Origin of the sequence: Collinsella aerofaciens (assembly GCF_039758965.1) — a bacterium.
Classification (GTDB): Bacteria; Actinomycetota; Coriobacteriia; order Coriobacteriales; family Coriobacteriaceae; genus Collinsella; species Collinsella aerofaciens_BR.
In genome coordinates this window covers 1-14093 of the sequence record NZ_JBDMSL010000006.1, presented here as the reverse complement: position 1 = coordinate 14093, position 14093 = coordinate 1, and the positions used below count along the sequence as shown (strand labels likewise).

The 14093-nt window shown below is 62.1% G+C and carries 14 protein-coding genes; 10 read left to right on the top strand and 4 right to left on the bottom strand.

The window, feature by feature from the left end:
• Position 1: 1 nt before the first annotated feature.
• On the bottom strand, positions 2–1378 hold the full coding sequence (locus ABHU32_RS02835) for an L-aspartate oxidase (RefSeq protein ID WP_346978849.1): 1377 nt from the start codon (positions 1376–1378) through the stop codon (positions 2–4).
• A gap of 56 nt (positions 1379–1434) precedes the next feature.
• Positions 1435–2460, bottom strand: coding sequence for a quinolinate synthase NadA (gene nadA, locus ABHU32_RS02830; protein WP_346978848.1), 1026 nt, complete (start codon positions 2458–2460; stop codon positions 1435–1437).
• 292 nt (positions 2461–2752) lie between these two features.
• On the opposite strand from nadA, the gene ABHU32_RS02825 reads away from it, so the two are divergent.
• Entirely contained in the window at positions 2753–3475 is a 723-nt protein-coding gene (locus ABHU32_RS02825; RefSeq protein WP_138341713.1) for a LytR/AlgR family response regulator transcription factor, read from the top strand.
• Complete coding sequence (locus tag ABHU32_RS02820; protein ID WP_346978847.1) at positions 3475–4752, top strand: GHKL domain-containing protein; 1278 nt, start codon at positions 3475–3477, stop codon at positions 4750–4752. Before ABHU32_RS02825 ends, ABHU32_RS02820 begins: the two co-directional genes overlap by 1 nt.
• Before the next feature lie 18 nt (positions 4753–4770).
• On the opposite strand, the gene ABHU32_RS02815 is transcribed toward ABHU32_RS02820, so the two are convergent.
• Positions 4771–5346 (bottom strand): hypothetical protein, encoded by a 576-nt coding sequence (locus ABHU32_RS02815; RefSeq protein ID WP_161115202.1) that lies wholly within the window; start codon positions 5344–5346, stop codon positions 4771–4773.
• 136 nt (positions 5347–5482) lie between these two features.
• Between ABHU32_RS02815 and trxA the strand changes: the two genes are divergently transcribed.
• The 8 genes from trxA (at position 5483) to ABHU32_RS02775 (ending at position 12770) form a co-directional block, all read left to right on the top strand.
• Entirely contained in the window at positions 5483–5803 is a 321-nt protein-coding gene (gene trxA / locus ABHU32_RS02810; protein ID WP_022093990.1) for a thioredoxin, read from the top strand.
• Between the two features lie 221 nt (positions 5804–6024).
• Positions 6025–6273 carry a hypothetical protein gene (locus ABHU32_RS02805; RefSeq protein ID WP_006235225.1) on the top strand — a complete coding sequence of 83 codons (249 nt, stop codon included), beginning with the start codon at positions 6025–6027 and terminating at the stop codon, positions 6271–6273.
• Position 6274: 1 nt separating this feature from the next.
• Positions 6275–6787, top strand: coding sequence for a nickel-responsive transcriptional regulator NikR (nikR, locus tag ABHU32_RS02800; protein ID WP_198019884.1), 513 nt, complete (start codon positions 6275–6277; stop codon positions 6785–6787).
• A 117-nt stretch (positions 6788–6904) separates the two neighbouring features.
• A complete protein-coding gene (gene hypF / locus ABHU32_RS02795) occupies positions 6905–9373 on the top strand; it encodes a carbamoyltransferase HypF (RefSeq protein ID WP_346978845.1) in 2469 nt (822 codons plus the stop codon).
• A 131-nt stretch (positions 9374–9504) separates the two neighbouring features.
• Positions 9505–9765, top strand: a complete 261-nt coding sequence (locus tag ABHU32_RS02790) for a HypC/HybG/HupF family hydrogenase formation chaperone (protein ID WP_006235228.1) — start codon at positions 9505–9507, stop codon at positions 9763–9765.
• Complete coding sequence (hypD, locus tag ABHU32_RS02785; RefSeq protein WP_346978844.1) at positions 9765–10877, top strand: hydrogenase formation protein HypD; 1113 nt, start codon at positions 9765–9767, stop codon at positions 10875–10877. Before ABHU32_RS02790 ends, hypD begins: the two co-directional genes overlap by 1 nt.
• Before the next feature lie 84 nt (positions 10878–10961).
• On the top strand, positions 10962–11996 hold the full coding sequence (hypE, locus tag ABHU32_RS02780) for a hydrogenase expression/formation protein HypE (RefSeq protein WP_035136616.1): 1035 nt from the start codon (positions 10962–10964) through the stop codon (positions 11994–11996).
• 105 nt (positions 11997–12101) lie between these two features.
• Positions 12102–12770, top strand: coding sequence for an HAD family hydrolase (locus ABHU32_RS02775; RefSeq protein WP_346978843.1), 669 nt, complete (start codon positions 12102–12104; stop codon positions 12768–12770).
• 512 nt (positions 12771–13282) lie between these two features.
• On the opposite strand, the gene ABHU32_RS02770 is transcribed toward ABHU32_RS02775, so the two are convergent.
• Positions 13283–13840 carry a hypothetical protein gene (locus ABHU32_RS02770; protein WP_117634513.1) on the bottom strand — a complete coding sequence of 186 codons (558 nt, stop codon included), beginning with the start codon at positions 13838–13840 and terminating at the stop codon, positions 13283–13285.
• Positions 13841–14093: the final 253 nt, after the last annotated feature.

The window sequence follows — 14093 nt, the reverse complement described above, 5'->3', positions numbered from 1 at the left end:
TCTACTCCTCCACGGCCTGCGTGCCGGCGGCACGGGCCAAATCATCGATTGCCAGAGGGTCGGCGCCCAGGGCGCGATGACGGCCATCGAGCGCGGGATCGCCCGCCTGCTCCACTGCGAGCGACTCGCCGGTGCGCATGTACCACGCGGCGCGACGACCCCAGACCAGCGCCTCGAGCAGGCTGTTGGAAGCCAGACGATTCTTGCCGTGAACGCCGTTGCAGGCCGTCTCGCCCGCGGCGTAGAGCTCGGGCATTGAGGTGCGGCCGTCCTTGTCGACCCACACGCCGCCCATAAAGTAGTGCTGCGTCGGCGTAACGGGAATGGGCTCGTCCAAGATGTCGCGGCCGTCCTCCAGGCAGCGCGCGCGAATGTTGGCAAAGTGCCCGGTCACCACGTCGCGCTCGACGGGGGCAAAGCTCAGCCACTCGTGCTCGGTGCCGTCCTGCTTCATCTGCTCGCGAATAGCGGCGGCGACCACATCGCGCGGCTGGAGCTCATCGGTAAAGCGCTCGCCGGCGGCGTTAAGCAAAATCGCGCCCTCGCCGCGGCAGCTCTCGCTGATCAGGAAGGTGCGGCCCGGCTGCGGCGAGAACAGCCCCGTGGGGTGAATCTGCACGTAGTCCAGGTGCTCCATCTTAATGCCATGCTCCTGAGCAATGTAGCAGGCATCGCCCGTGAGCTGCGGGTAGTTGGTCGAATGGTCGTATACGCCGCCGATGCCGCCCGTTGCCCACAGCGTGTGGCGGGCATGGATCTTAAACGGCTCGCCGGCATGCGCGCCCTCGGCGGCATTTACCAGCTCGTCGGCGGGACGAACCGAGTTGTTCTCGTCCACGGGAACGGCGACGATACCGGTGCACACCGTGGCGCCGTCACGCTCGCCCGTCAAGATGTCGGTCATGGCCACGTGCTCCAAAATCTGCACGTTGTCCAGCTTGCGAACGGCCTGGAGCAGTTTGGTCGTGATCTCCTTGCCCGTAATGTCGGCATGGAAGGCAATGCGCGGACGGCTGTGCGCGCCCTCGCGGGTAAAGTCGAGGCTGCCGTCGGCCTTGCGCTCAAAATCCACGCCCATCGCTAGCAGGTCGTTGATGACCGAACGGCTCGAGCGGATCATGATGTCGACGCTCTCGCGGCGGTTCTCGTAGTGACCGGCGTGCATGGTGTCCTCAAAGAAGGCATCATAGTCCGAGCCCTCGGGCAGCACGCAGATGCCGCCCTGCGCGAGCATCGAATCGCACTCATCGACCGCGCCCTTGGAGAGCATGATCACGCGCGTGCTCGTCGGCAGATTGAGGGCCGCGTACAGACCCGCCACGCCGCAGCCGGCAATGACGACGTCGCACTCCATATCGGAGTATTGCTTGGTTTCCACAGGAATCCTCTCCCTTGTAATGTGGCATAAGGGACCGTCCCTCATGCAACATTGTTCTAGCGTGCTGCGTACTCGAGCATACGGTCGAGCGTGAGCTTGGCCTGGCCTGCTGCCTCGTCCGAGACGCCGATCTGCACCTCGCCCTCGCCCGTCTCCAGGCAGTGCACGAGCTTTTCGAGCGTGATGAGGTCCATGTTGACGCAGGTGGGCTGCACCGCGGGGAAGTAGAACTTCTTGCCGGTGCCCTGGCAGCGGCGCTCGAGCTCGTAGAGCACGCCGCGGACCGTCACGATAATGAACTCGCTCGCGTCGGACTCCTCGGCATACTTGATGATGCCGGCGGTGGAGCCGATGTAGTCGGCCTCGGCCAGGACGTCGGCCTTGCACTCGGGGTGCGCCAGCACGAGCGCGTCGGGGTGGGCCTCCGTCGCGTCGACGATCTGCTCGACGGTGATGATGTGATGGCGCGGGCAGTAGCCGTTGTTGAGGATGACGTGCTTTTGCGGCACCTGCTCGGCTACGAAGCGTCCCAGGTTTTGGTCGGGAATGAACAGGATATGCTGCTGCGGCAGCTCGGACACGATCTTAACGGCGTTGGAGCTGGTGACGCACACGTCGCTCCAGCTCTTGATCTCGACCGTGGAGTTGACGTAGCACACCACGGCCAGGTCGTCGCCGTACTCGGCGCGCGCCGCGTCGACCGTCTCGCGCTTGACCATGTGCGCCATGGGACAGTCCGCGCCCGGCTCGGGCAGCAGCACGGTCTTAGTGGGATTGAGCAGCTTGGCGCTCTCGCCCATAAACTCCACGCCGCACAACACGATGGTCTGCTGCGGCAGGCTTTTGGCGAGCTTTGCCAGGTAGAAGCTATCGCCGACGTAATCGGCAACGGCTTGAACCTCGGGCGCCACGTAATAGTGCGCCAGGATCACCGCGTCACGTTGGGTTTTTAGTTGATGAATGGCCTCGACGAGCTCTGCGGGCACCAGTGCCGCACGCTCCGTTGCCGTCGTTGCCGATGCCAGGCCGGCCGCGATATCGCGTGCAAGCTCCGACGCATCCATGTTCGCGCTCTGTGCCATCAAGGCCCCTCTCTTTTGGCGAATCTTGGGGCTTTAGTATGACACCTAGGTTTACAGCTGACAAGACAGCTGTAAACCTAGGTGTAAAGTTGAAATAAAGATTCAATCATGCGGCAAGTCCATTTTCGAACTGGCAAGCTGAGGATAGCCGGGCTTTCGATAGCGCAGGAGGCATCTTTCGCCACCGCAACACCGCTTGGCGCGAGCTGCACGCCGTGGGGCGCAAACGGTCCGCACCCCCGCAAGCGGCGCGTGCCCGATGTGGCAAAATCGAACTACTTAAGGGGGCCGAATGCTCAAGATTATTGCCTGCGATGATGATGTCGCTTTTCTAGATAGACTGCACCGGATGATCGACCGTTGGTCGACCGAGACGGGCACGGCGGTCGATGTTGCGCTCGTCACGCGCGGCGAGGACCTGCTGGCCCGCCATGCCGCATCGCGCGCCGACATCATCTTGCTCGATATGATCATGCCGCTCGTCAACGGCATGGACACCGCACGCGAACTGCGCCAGGCCGACACCGCCGTGCGCCTGGTGTTCCTCACCTCGTCGCCCGAGTTCGCGCTGGAATCCTACGAGGTCCGCGCCTTCGACTACCTGCTCAAGCCCGTGACTTACGAACGCCTGGCGCAGTTACTCGACGAGCTTTCGAGCATGCGCCCGGCGGCAACCGACGAGCTCGTGATCAAAACTTCCTTTGGCTACCACGCCCTGCGCCTGTCCGACATCGAATATGCCGAAGCGCGCAACAAGCACGTGGTCTTCCACCTGCGCGACGGACGCGATATCGAGGCACTCGAGTCATTCCGCAGCGTCGAGGACCGTTTGGTGCAAAATGCCACCTTCTTTAAATGCCACCGCAGCTACCAGGTCAACCTGCGCAATATCGATCACTTTGACCGCACGGACATCGTCATGCGCTCGGGCGCGTGCATCCCGCTTTCGCGCAGCTGCAAGCAGGGATTCCAAGACGCCTACTTTGCGGCGCGCTTTGAGGGTGGGAGACACTGATGGTCTCCTCGGTCGAAATGATCCTTTGGGCAATCCACCACGCCACGACGTTGCTCTTTGGCGTCTTTGCCTCGGCGGCGCTGTGCGGTATCGAAATCAATCGACGCCATGCACTCGAGTTGGTGGGGGTCGGAGTCGCAACCGGCGCTGCCTTTTCGATCGCCAATGCCGTCGGCGGCGAGCTTTTCGCCCGCCAGGTATATCCGCTCGTCGTGCATCTGCCGCTCGTCATCTATTTGTGCGCGCGCTACCGCCTGAGCCCGCTGCTTGCCGTGCTCGGCATTACGAGTGCCTATCTGAGCTGCCAGTTCAGCAATTGGATGGGCATCGCCGCATTTGCCGCAACCGATTCTCAGATCGCGTACTATCTGGCGCGCATCGCGACCACACTCGCCGTCTTTGCCGTCCTGTTGCATTGGGCCGGCGACATCGGTCCACGCTTGGCGATTAAAAGCACCACCGAGCTGGGCATCCTTTTAATCCTGCCGCTCGTCTATTACGTCTTTGACTATGCCACCAACGTCTACACCACGCTGTTCCACTCGGGCTCGGTGGTGACGGTTGAGTTTTTGGCATTTGCGCTCTGTGCCTTCTATCTTATGTTTCTTGCCGTTTACCTGCGCGAATACGAAGAAAAGGAAACCGCCGAGCGAGAGCGCTGGATGCTCGAAACCCGCGACAGCGCCGCCATCAAAGAGCTCGAGGCTTGGCGTCAATCTGGGCGCGAGCTGTCGATTCTGCGCCACGACATGCGCCACTTCCTACGCGGCCTGGCCGCTTTAATTGAGGAGGGTCACACCGACGAGGCGCTCGATCGCATCGACGAACTCTGCGAAGCCGGCGACCGCACCGCCGTACGCCGCTTCTGCGCCAACGAGACCGTAAACATCGCGCTTTCGTCATTTAACTCGGATATCAATAGAAACGGCATTACCGCCAACCTGCGCGCCGCCGTACCCGAAACCATCCACGTAGGTGACGCCGACCTGTTTAGCGTGCTCTCAAATGCCTTGGAAAACGCTATCACCGCCGCAAGCGCCGCACCCCAAGGAAAGCGATTCGTCGACTTTGACCTGCGATTAGAGGACGGCCAGCTGCTGCTGTTAGTTTCCAACACGTTTGACCGCGCGCCGCGCATGGTCGACGGCATGCCCGTGACCCGGCATGCGGGCCACGGCTTTGGCACCAGGAGCATCAAACTTGCCGTGGAGCGCATGAACGGCAACTGCCAGTTCCGCATTAACGGCGATCGGTTTGAGCTGCGCGCCGTGATGTAGAGGCTGCCGCCAGCCTCGCTACAGCGGAGCGGCTGCCGGGGTCAGCTGCTTGATGTATGCCCACATGCGCTGCTTGGCGGCTTTGTCAGTGAGCGCCGCCTCAAAACCGTCGAGCGCGAGCACGCGGCGACCCTGCACATGGGCGACCAAGCCGGGCTTGAGCATGGCGGTGTCGAAGTCATCGATCGCCACGAGCATATCGGCGTAGGTCTCGCGCATGGCGTCAGCCGCGTTGTTGTCGAGCAGTAGCACCGCCTCGGGGTCCAAAGCCTCAAGCGCCTCACGGAACAGCTCGCACGGCAGAGTCTCGCCCACCGCGACCGCTCCGTCACCCACGCCGGCGACGCTTGCCAGCACGCAAAAATCCTCGGGCGCGTAGCCGATGGCCCCAAGCGCCTTGCGCAACGCCGCGCCATCCGGGCCGGCGGCAAGCTCGCCACCCGAACGCTCGGCCTCGTCCAAATCGCCTTTGACCAGCACGATCGGCGAGCACGCGTTGCCCGCGATACGCACGCCACGGACCGCAAGCGATGTGAGCTCCTGCTCGGCCGCCTGGGCGATGGCTTCTTTTTTCTGGCTTTGTGACGTGGACATGCGCTCTCCAATCGTTTGCGTGCCCACCATTATATAAAAGAGCTGCCCGCGAGTGGTTGCTTTGCGGGCGGCTGGGTATAAGCACGGTCGTACTGAGTTTTACGCGGCCAAGCCGCGTCGCATTATGGAGGTCACCATGGCTGACATTAATCAGATTACCCCCGAGAACTTCGATTCCATCGTTAACGACAGCCTGCCCGTGCTGGTCGATTTTTGGGCACCGTGGTGCGGGCCCTGTCGATCCCTCTCGCCCATCGTTGACGAGGTTGCCGATGAGCTGGCGGGCAAGCTTGCCGTTGCCAAATGCAACGTCGACGACAACCAGGACCTGGCCATGAAGTATGGCGTCATGAGCATCCCCACGCTGATTGTGTTTAAGAACGGCGAGGAGATTGACCGCTCAGTTGGCGCTCTGCCCAAGGCGAGGCTGCAGGCGCTGCTGGAAAAGCATCTGTAATACGCTTGTTACTTACCCGCCGTCTATGAGCGCTTTTGCACCGCTCGCCGGACTTCTGGATGCACCGAGTGCAACCACGGATAGTATGGTAGTCACAAACAGCCCCCAGTGAACGGGTGCGGGTCGCACAGACTCGTACCCGTTTTCTTATGCGGCTGCGCGCAGAGCGGGCGTAGTAAAATCTGAACCACTGAACTGCCCCATACAAAAGGAGATTTCCCATGCATGATGTTGGAATGAACATGAGCCAGCTTGCCATGAGCGTCAAGCAGGTCGACGACACCATCGAGCTCGCTCACGAATGGAGCCATCAGTTGCTGCATGCGACCGAGAATTTTGACATGGAGCGCATCGGCGCCAAGCTCGAGGCCGCCATGGCCGCGCTGCACGAGGCGCATGACGCGCTCGAGGGCTACGAGGAAGCCATCGAGGCCGACCACAACTCCGTCGGCTCCGTGAAGCTGGTGTAAGGTGGCCGAACACGAGCACTGCTGCGGGTACGAGCACGAGCATCCGCACGGGGCGGACGGTGACGCGGGCTGCCACTGTAGTGGCTCCGGCTCCGAGCTGGTCCGTTTTTCGGTTACCGCACCCGACGACCTGCTGCGCCGTTTTGACGAGCAGATCGCGCGCCGCGGCGACGTGGCCAACCGCTCCGAGGCCGTGCGCGATTTGATTCGCGCCTCGATCGCCAAAGAGCAGATGCGCACGCCCGATGAGCACGTTATCGGGTCGCTCACCATGATTTACGACCATCACACCGGCGACCTGACGCGCCGTCTGGACGAAGTGCAGCACGACTACACCGACGAGATCGTATCGACCATGCACGTGCATCTGGATCACCACAACTGCTTGGAGATTCTGGCGCTCAAGGGTCGCGGCGAGCGCGTCTACGAACTAGCCGACCGCCTGCTGGGCCTGCGCGGCGTTAAGCACGGCGAGCTCACGTGCGCCGCCACCAAGCAGAGCCTGGGGCTGTAGCGGGATTTCCCGCAGCGCACCTGCCAAATAGGGACAGGTTTGTTTTGGCAGGTTTAGAAGTTTTACCTACCAAAATAAACCTGTCCCTATTTGGTCGGTTTTGATGAGGGGTGTCGCATGCGGCATGTGCATATTCATGTGACGGGCATTGTGCAGGGCGTTGGCATGCGACCGTTTGTGTATCGCGAGGCCATGGCGCATGGCATTTGCGGATGGGTGCTCAATGCGGGCGACGGCGTGCATATCGAGGCGCACGCTCCGGCCGATGCGCTCGATGCTTTTGTTGCCGCGCTTTCCGAGCATGCGCCTGCGGCGGCTCGCGTAGAGCATGTCGAGGTTGTGGACTTGGCAGCCAACGGTTGGGATGCCGCCAATGAACAGGGCTTTCGCATCGTAGCATCGCAGGACCAGACCGCGCACACGACGCTCGTCTCGCCCGACATCGCTACCTGTGACGATTGCCTGCGCGAATTGTTCGATCCCGCCGACCGACGCTATCACTACCCCTTTATCAACTGCACTAACTGCGGGCCACGCTTTACCATCATCCGATCGTTGCCTTATGACCGAGCGGCCACGTCGATGGATTGTTTTCCCATGTGTCCCAGGTGTGCCGCGGAGTATGCCGACCCACTCGACCGGCGTTTTCACGCGCAACCCGATGCCTGCTTTGATTGCGGGCCGCATATTACGTGGCGCGAGGCTGTAAACGGCGATGCGTGCGGGAATTCGTCCGCGACACCGGCCGTCGGCACCACACGCGAGGCCAGCGACACTATCATCGAGCGCTGCGTTGAGCTGCTGGCCAGCGGTGGCATCGTCGCCATCAAGGGCCTGGGCGGATTCCACCTGGCCTGCGATGCTGCCAACGAACAAGCGGTGCGCGAGTTGCGCCGTCGCAAACGCCGCAGCAACAAACCACTTGCCGTCATGGTGCGCAGTCTTGCTGATGCCGGGCGCCTGTGCCATATCGACGACGCTGAGCGCGAGCTTCTCGCCGGCAGTATCCGCCCCATTGTGCTGCTGCGCCGACGTGCTGCTTGCGAGAGCGGCGGCTCCCCCGACGCCCTCGCGCTCGCGCCGTCCGTCGCGCGCGACCTTCCTGAGCTCGGCGTCATGCTCCCCTATACGCCGCTTCAACATCTGTTGCTTGCCGCGGCAGAAGCCTGCGGTATGCACGCGCTCGTCATGACCAGCGGAAACCTAAGCGAAGAACCCATCGAGACCGACGACGACCTTGCCTGGGAACACCTCGTTGCCGCCGGCATCGCCGACGCGTTGCTCGGCAACGATCGCGCGATTCTCTCGCGCTACGACGACTCTGTAGTGCGCGTGGTTGACGGCGCCGTTATGCCCGTACGCCGCGCTCGCGGATATGCACCCCAGCCGCTGCCGTTGCCGGCGCTCGACGGCGCTCCGTCCTGCGTGCTCGCCTGCGGGCCACAACAAAAGGCCACGATTTCGCTCACGCGTGAAGGGACGAACGGCGAGGCGACCTGTTTTGTGTCGCAGCATATCGGCGATGTTGAAAACGGCGGGACCTTCGATGCCTGGAACGCCGCGCGCACGCGCTTGGAAGATCTCTTTGACTTGGCGCCCGCCGCCTTGGCCTGCGATGTGCACCCCAGCTATCTATCGGGCCAGTGGGCGCGCGAGCAGGCGCGAAAATGCAATCTGCCGCTCGTCGAGGTGCAGCACCATCATGCGCATATCGCGAGCGTAATGGCCGAGGCCATCGCCGCGGGCCAGCTTACAACCGACGCGCGCGTCCTTGGCATCGCCTTTGACGGCACCGGCGCCGGCACCGATGGGACCATTTGGGGCGGCGAGTTTCTTGTTGCCAGCCTTGGCGGCTTTGAGCGCGCCGCGCATTTGCGCACCTGGGCGCTCCCCGGTGGGGCGGCCTCCGTGCGCGACGCCCGCCGCAACGCCTTTGCCCTGCTCAGTGAGCTCGGCCTGCTCGAGCACCCAGGTGCCGCTCGGCTTTTAGACAGCCTCAACGAGCAAACGCGCAACGTGACAGCCACCATGATCGAGCGCGGCATCAACAGCCCGCGTACCAGCAGCATGGGGCGTCTCTTTGATGCCGCGGCAGCAATTCTGGGCATCTGCGACAAGGCAACCTACGAGGGCGAACCCGCCATCGAGCTTGAGGCCGCCGCCTGGCGCGCGCTCGACAACGAAATCGCCCATTTTCCCGACGACAACGCCGGCTATTTCGCATCTGGCCCATCGTGGCTGGACGGCCCCTATGTTCTGGACCAGAAAGCACTCTTTGAGGCACTTTTGGGAGGAATTGAAGCCGGAGCGCCCGCCTACAGGCTCGCGCTCGACTTCCATATCGCCATCGCGCGCTCTTCGGCACGAATCGCACGCGAAATCTGCGCGCGCGAAGGCATCGATACCGTCGCGCTCTCGGGCGGCGTGTTCATGAACCGACTTTTGCTCCAGCTCCTCACCCGCGAGCTCAAAAGCATGGGTCTCACTGTCTTGATTCCCCAAACCGTGCCCGTTAACGACGGCTGCATCGCCTACGGTCAGGCGGCAGTCGCAAGCGCTCGTCTTGCGCAGATTGCATCGCAGTAGGCTGTTCGGCCAGCCCGCAAGCCGCCGTCTCACAGGTGTAGCGCGTTTGCCCGCAGCGCCCGCGAGCGCTACCATCAACTGATGGATTATTAAGCGCCCATCCAGCGCAAAGCGTATAAAAGGGGAACAATATGTGCCTTGCCGTTCCCGGCAAAGTAGTCAAACGCGACGACGACCTCAAGGCCACCGTCGACATGATGGGCATCGAGCGCCCCGTGTCGCTGCGGCTCGTGCCGACGGCGCAGGTTGGCGACTATATTCTCGTACACGCCGGCTTTGGCATCCAGATTGTCGACGAGCAGGAAGCACAGGAAACGCTCGAGCTTGTTAATGCCATGTCCGAGCTGGTCGAAGAAGACCAGCTGGCCACCAACCCGGCGGAGGCTTACTAGTGGCGCCCGAGCAGCCGGCTCGCTCCGGTATCGATTTCTCGGCATTCCGCGATCCCAAGCTGGCTCGCGAGTTCATCGAGCGCATTCATGAGCTTGTCGGCGACCGCACCATCAACCTTATGGAAGTCTGCGGCACGCATACCGTGAGCATCGGGCGCTATGGCTTTCGCTCCATTATGCCTGCCGGGCTCAAACTGCTGAGCGGTCCGGGTTGCCCCGTCTGCGTTACCGCCAACCGCGACATCGACCACGCAATCGCGCTCGCCAACATAGACGGCGCCATCATCACCACCTTTGGCGACATGATGCGCGTGCCCGGATCATCCACCTCGCTCGCTGCGCAAAAAGCGGCAGGTCATGACATTCGCATCGTCTACTCCCCGCTCGACGCGCTCGACATTGCCGAGCAAAACCCCGATCGCCCGGTCATTTTTATGGGCGTGGGCTTTGAGACTACGACGCCCACCATCGCCGCCGCTATCCTAGAGGCCGAGGCGCGCGAGCTTTTGAACTTCTCGGTCTATTGCGCCCACAAGACCACGCCGCCGGCGTTGCGCGCCATCGCCAACGACCCCGAGACCGCCATCGACGGCTTTATCCTGCCGGGCCACGTCGCCACCATCACGGGCTTGGCCCCCTTTAGCTTTTTGGTCGACGAGTTTAAGACTCCAGGCGTGGTAACGGGATTTGAGCCGGTCGACATCTTGCAGGGTATCTGCATGCTGGTCCAGATGGTTGTTGAGGGTCAGCCCGCGATCGACAACGCCTACCGTCGCGGCGTCAATGCCGACGGCAATCCCGTGGCGCGCCAGCTGGTCGAGCAGGTATTTGAGCCGTGCGATACCACATGGCGCGGATTGGGGCTGATTGCCAACTCGGGCCTTTCCATCCGCCCCGAGTTCTCGCGCTTTGATGCCCACACTCGCTTTGACGTGCCCGTTGAGGCGACAGTCGAGCCGCGCGGGTGCCGCTGCGGCGACGTGCTGCGCGGGGCCATTACGCCGAGCAGCTGCCCGCTCTTTGGCCGCGCCTGCACGCCCGAACACCCCGTCGGCCCGTGCATGGTGAGCTCCGAGGGCAGCTGCGCAGCATATTTCCGATACCGAGGCTAATGGGTTCCGCCGTTCTAACGAACGGCGGACCGGTCGACACTGCACCTCACCCATATAATTCCACCCACGATTGGAGTTTTCGATATGTCCCATAGCGTTACCGATAGCACCGTCCTGCTGGGCCACGGCTCCGGCGGCCAGATGATGAAACGCATCATCGATGAGGTCTTTTTGGATGCCTTTGGGTCGCCCGAGCTGCTCGAAGGCAACGATGCCGGCGTCGCCGCGCTGCCCGCGAGCGGGCGCATCGCCATGTCGACCGACAGCTTTGTAGTCTCGCCGCAGTTCTTCCCCGGTGGCAACATCGGCCGCCTCGCCGTGTGCGGAACCGTCAACGACGTCGCGACCTCGGGCGCCAACGTGCGCTACCTGTCGTGCGGCTTTATCCTCGAAGAGGGCTATCCCATGGATAGGCTCCGCCAGATTGTGCAGACGATGGCCGAGACGGCGCACGAGGCGGGCGTGTCCATAATCACGGGCGACACCAAGGTGGTCGAGCGCGGCGGGGCCGACGGCGTCTATATCAATACCGCCGGCGTGGGCGAGGTGCCTGCGGGCGTGGCGCTCAGCGGCGCAAACTGCCAGCCCGGCGATGTCATCCTGGTCTCGGGTACACTGGGCGACCACGGCATCGCTATCATGAGCCAACGCGAGGGTCTGGCGTTTTCGAGCACCATCGAAAGCGACGCCGCGCCGCTCAACCACCTGATTGCCGATGTGCTTTCCGCAGCACCCGACACACGCTGCTTCCGCGACCCCACGCGCGGTGGCCTGGCCTCGACGCTCAACGAGTTTGCGCAGGCCAGCGGCGTTGCCATGGAGATCGACGAGGATGCCGTGCCCGTGCGTCCCGACGTGCAGGCCGCCTGCGAGATGCTCGGCTACGATGTGCTGCAGGTGGCAAACGAGGGCAAGATGGTTGCCGTCGTGCCGGCCGAGCAAGCCGATGCCGCGCTGAGCGCCATGCGCGCCGCCCGCTACGGCGAGAATGCCGCCATCATCGGCCGCGTGCTGCCACTTGCCGAGGGCGCCCATCCCGCCGTGCGCGTGCGCACCGGCTGGGGCTCGACCCGCATCCTCGACATGCTCGTAGGAGAGCAGCTGCCGAGAATTTGCTAACGACAAAGGCTCAGGGCTATTAAAGATATTCAGATTCCAAACATGCCCGGCACGCATGCCCAGTATCATGGGGTGCGTTTTACAACTCAAGCGGCAGGAGCACCCATGGCAGCAGCTTTTTCCCATGTGATCTTTGACCTGGACGGCACCATTCTCAACACGCTCGAGGACCTGGCGGCCGCCGGCAACCATACCTGCGAGGCGCACGGCTGGCCCACGTTTGCCGTTGACGAGTACCGCTACAAGGTGGGAAACGGCATGCTCAAGCTGGTTGAGCGCTTTATGCCCGCCGAGTACGCAGGCGACGGCCGCATGTTTGAGCAGACGCTTGCCGAGTTTAGGGCTTACTACGGCGAGCACAAGGAAGACCACACCGCTCCCTATGCCGGCACGATCGAGATGCTCGACCGCTTGCGCGCCGCGGGCGTTCAGCTTGCCGTGCTCACTAACAAGGACCACGTCTCGGCGGCTCCGCTTATCGAAAAGTATTTTGGTTCCGAGCGCTTTGCGCTGGTGCAGGGCCGTGTCGATGCGTTTCCGCCCAAGCCCGAAGCACCCGTCACGCTGCATGTGATGGAAGAGCTAGGCGCCGACCCGGCGACCACGCTCTACGTAGGCGATTCCAATGTCGATATCCTGACCGGCCACAACGCCGGCCTTAAGAGTGCGGGCGTCAGCTGGGGTTTCCGCGGCCGCGCAGAGCTGGAGGCCGCCGGCGCCGACTACGTGGTGGACACCCAGGACGAGCTCGCAGCACTGGTGCTGGGCGAGTAACGAGAGACACCGCTTAACGCAGCTGCGACAATTCTTCCACGCGGAAAGCGCATCCCGTTTCGGAGCTCCGGAATGGGATGCGCTTTCCGTTTGAGGCGCGTCAGGGAAACGGCATCCCGTTTCAGAGCAATATTCCGGGTCGCACTTTCCGCAACCCATCCCATCCGGAAACCGCAACCCATTATTCGCCCAAAAACCGGCTCGCATTTTCCCGAGCATTCGATGCAGCGCTGGTGCAAGGAGTGCCCCCAACTGTCGGCAGAAAAGGAACGTCCCCAAGTGCCGCAAGAGTGTCCCTTTTGACTAGTCATTTAAGAACGTCCCCAATGACTACCATGGCAACACCACAGGTAGAGGACGGACAGCTAGCGGGCACCAGGGCGAACAAATTGGCATGAAAAGAGGACGGCATAGACCTTCTGGTCATGCCGCCCTCTTTGAATGACAAGGTGTCGCCCTGGTGCCCGCGCAGCGTCGAGCAGTTGCGGCGTTTGGTAAAACGCCGCAACAAACTAGCTCATCATGGCATTCATCATCTCGTTGGTTGCGGAATCGTCAGCAGACCACTCGCCGTCGTCATTGCAGGAGTACTTGAAGGTGACCTTGGTGTCCTTGGTCTTAGCAGCCTTGGTCACATCGACCATAACCTGACCGGCCATCTTGTACAGCTCGTCATCGGAAGGCATCGAATCGAGCGCGGCGACCTTCTCCTGGTACTGAGTGGCAAAATCCTCAACAATCTGGTTCATGGACTTGCAGGTAATGGTGACCTCGGCAGTTGCGGTACCCTTGTCCTCGTCGACCGTCACGTCGCCGATCTTGTAGTCAAAGCCCTCGAGATAGCTCTTGGCGTACTCCTTGGGATCGATGCCCAGCTGCTCAAACTCGTCGCCCGAGGCCTCTTCCAGGCCGGCGAGGAAGTCGTCGCCACCATTCTTGACCTCGTCAAACTGCGTCGTAAGATCCTCGGTGATAAGCTCCTCAACCGAAGGACCTCCGCAGCCGGAAAGCACAACCACGCACGCGACCAGAACAGCCATCAGGGGCGCAAGCAGCAGCTTCTTCTTCATGACATTCCTCCCAACAAGCGGCACCGCGCTTCCTGACGCGGTGCACGTCGTAACAATAAGGCCATACTAGCCGCTAACGAACACCCCCGGCAAAGCAAAGGCGCAGTCGGCTCGATTTATCGTCCGAACGGTTTACCGGTCCGCCCAACGCGCAATAAAACGTTCCGCCGCATTGTAATCAGAACCACCCTTAAAAAGGGTGGTTTGCTCTTAGGGTATAACCCACGGGCCCCGGGCTCGCGTCTAAAGGCGC

Bases quoted from the DNA above. Each gene is read 5' to 3' on its own strand.
- ABHU32_RS02820 (WP_346978847.1), top strand. From the start codon at position 3,475: ATGGTCTCCTCGGTCGAAATGATCCTTTGGGCAATCCACCACGCCACG.
- ABHU32_RS02775 (WP_346978843.1), top strand. From the start codon at position 12,102: ATGGCAGCAGCTTTTTCCCATGTGATCTTTGACCTGGACGGCACCATT.
- trxA (WP_022093990.1), top strand. From the start codon at position 5,483: ATGGCTGACATTAATCAGATTACCCCCGAGAACTTCGATTCCATCGTT.
- ABHU32_RS02815 (WP_161115202.1), bottom strand. From the start codon at position 5,346: ATGTCCACGTCACAAAGCCAGAAAAAAGAAGCCATCGCCCAGGCGGCC.
- hypE (WP_035136616.1), top strand. From the start codon at position 10,962: ATGTCCCATAGCGTTACCGATAGCACCGTCCTGCTGGGCCACGGCTCC.
- ABHU32_RS02805 (WP_006235225.1), top strand. From the start codon at position 6,025: ATGCATGATGTTGGAATGAACATGAGCCAGCTTGCCATGAGCGTCAAG.
- hypF (WP_346978845.1), top strand. From the start codon at position 6,905: ATGCGGCATGTGCATATTCATGTGACGGGCATTGTGCAGGGCGTTGGC.
- ABHU32_RS02825 (WP_138341713.1), top strand. From the start codon at position 2,753: ATGCTCAAGATTATTGCCTGCGATGATGATGTCGCTTTTCTAGATAGA.
- ABHU32_RS02790 (WP_006235228.1), top strand. From the start codon at position 9,505: ATGTGCCTTGCCGTTCCCGGCAAAGTAGTCAAACGCGACGACGACCTC.
- nadA (WP_346978848.1), bottom strand. From the start codon at position 2,460: ATGGCACAGAGCGCGAACATGGATGCGTCGGAGCTTGCACGCGATATC.
- ABHU32_RS02770 (WP_117634513.1), bottom strand. From the start codon at position 13,840: ATGAAGAAGAAGCTGCTGCTTGCGCCCCTGATGGCTGTTCTGGTCGCG.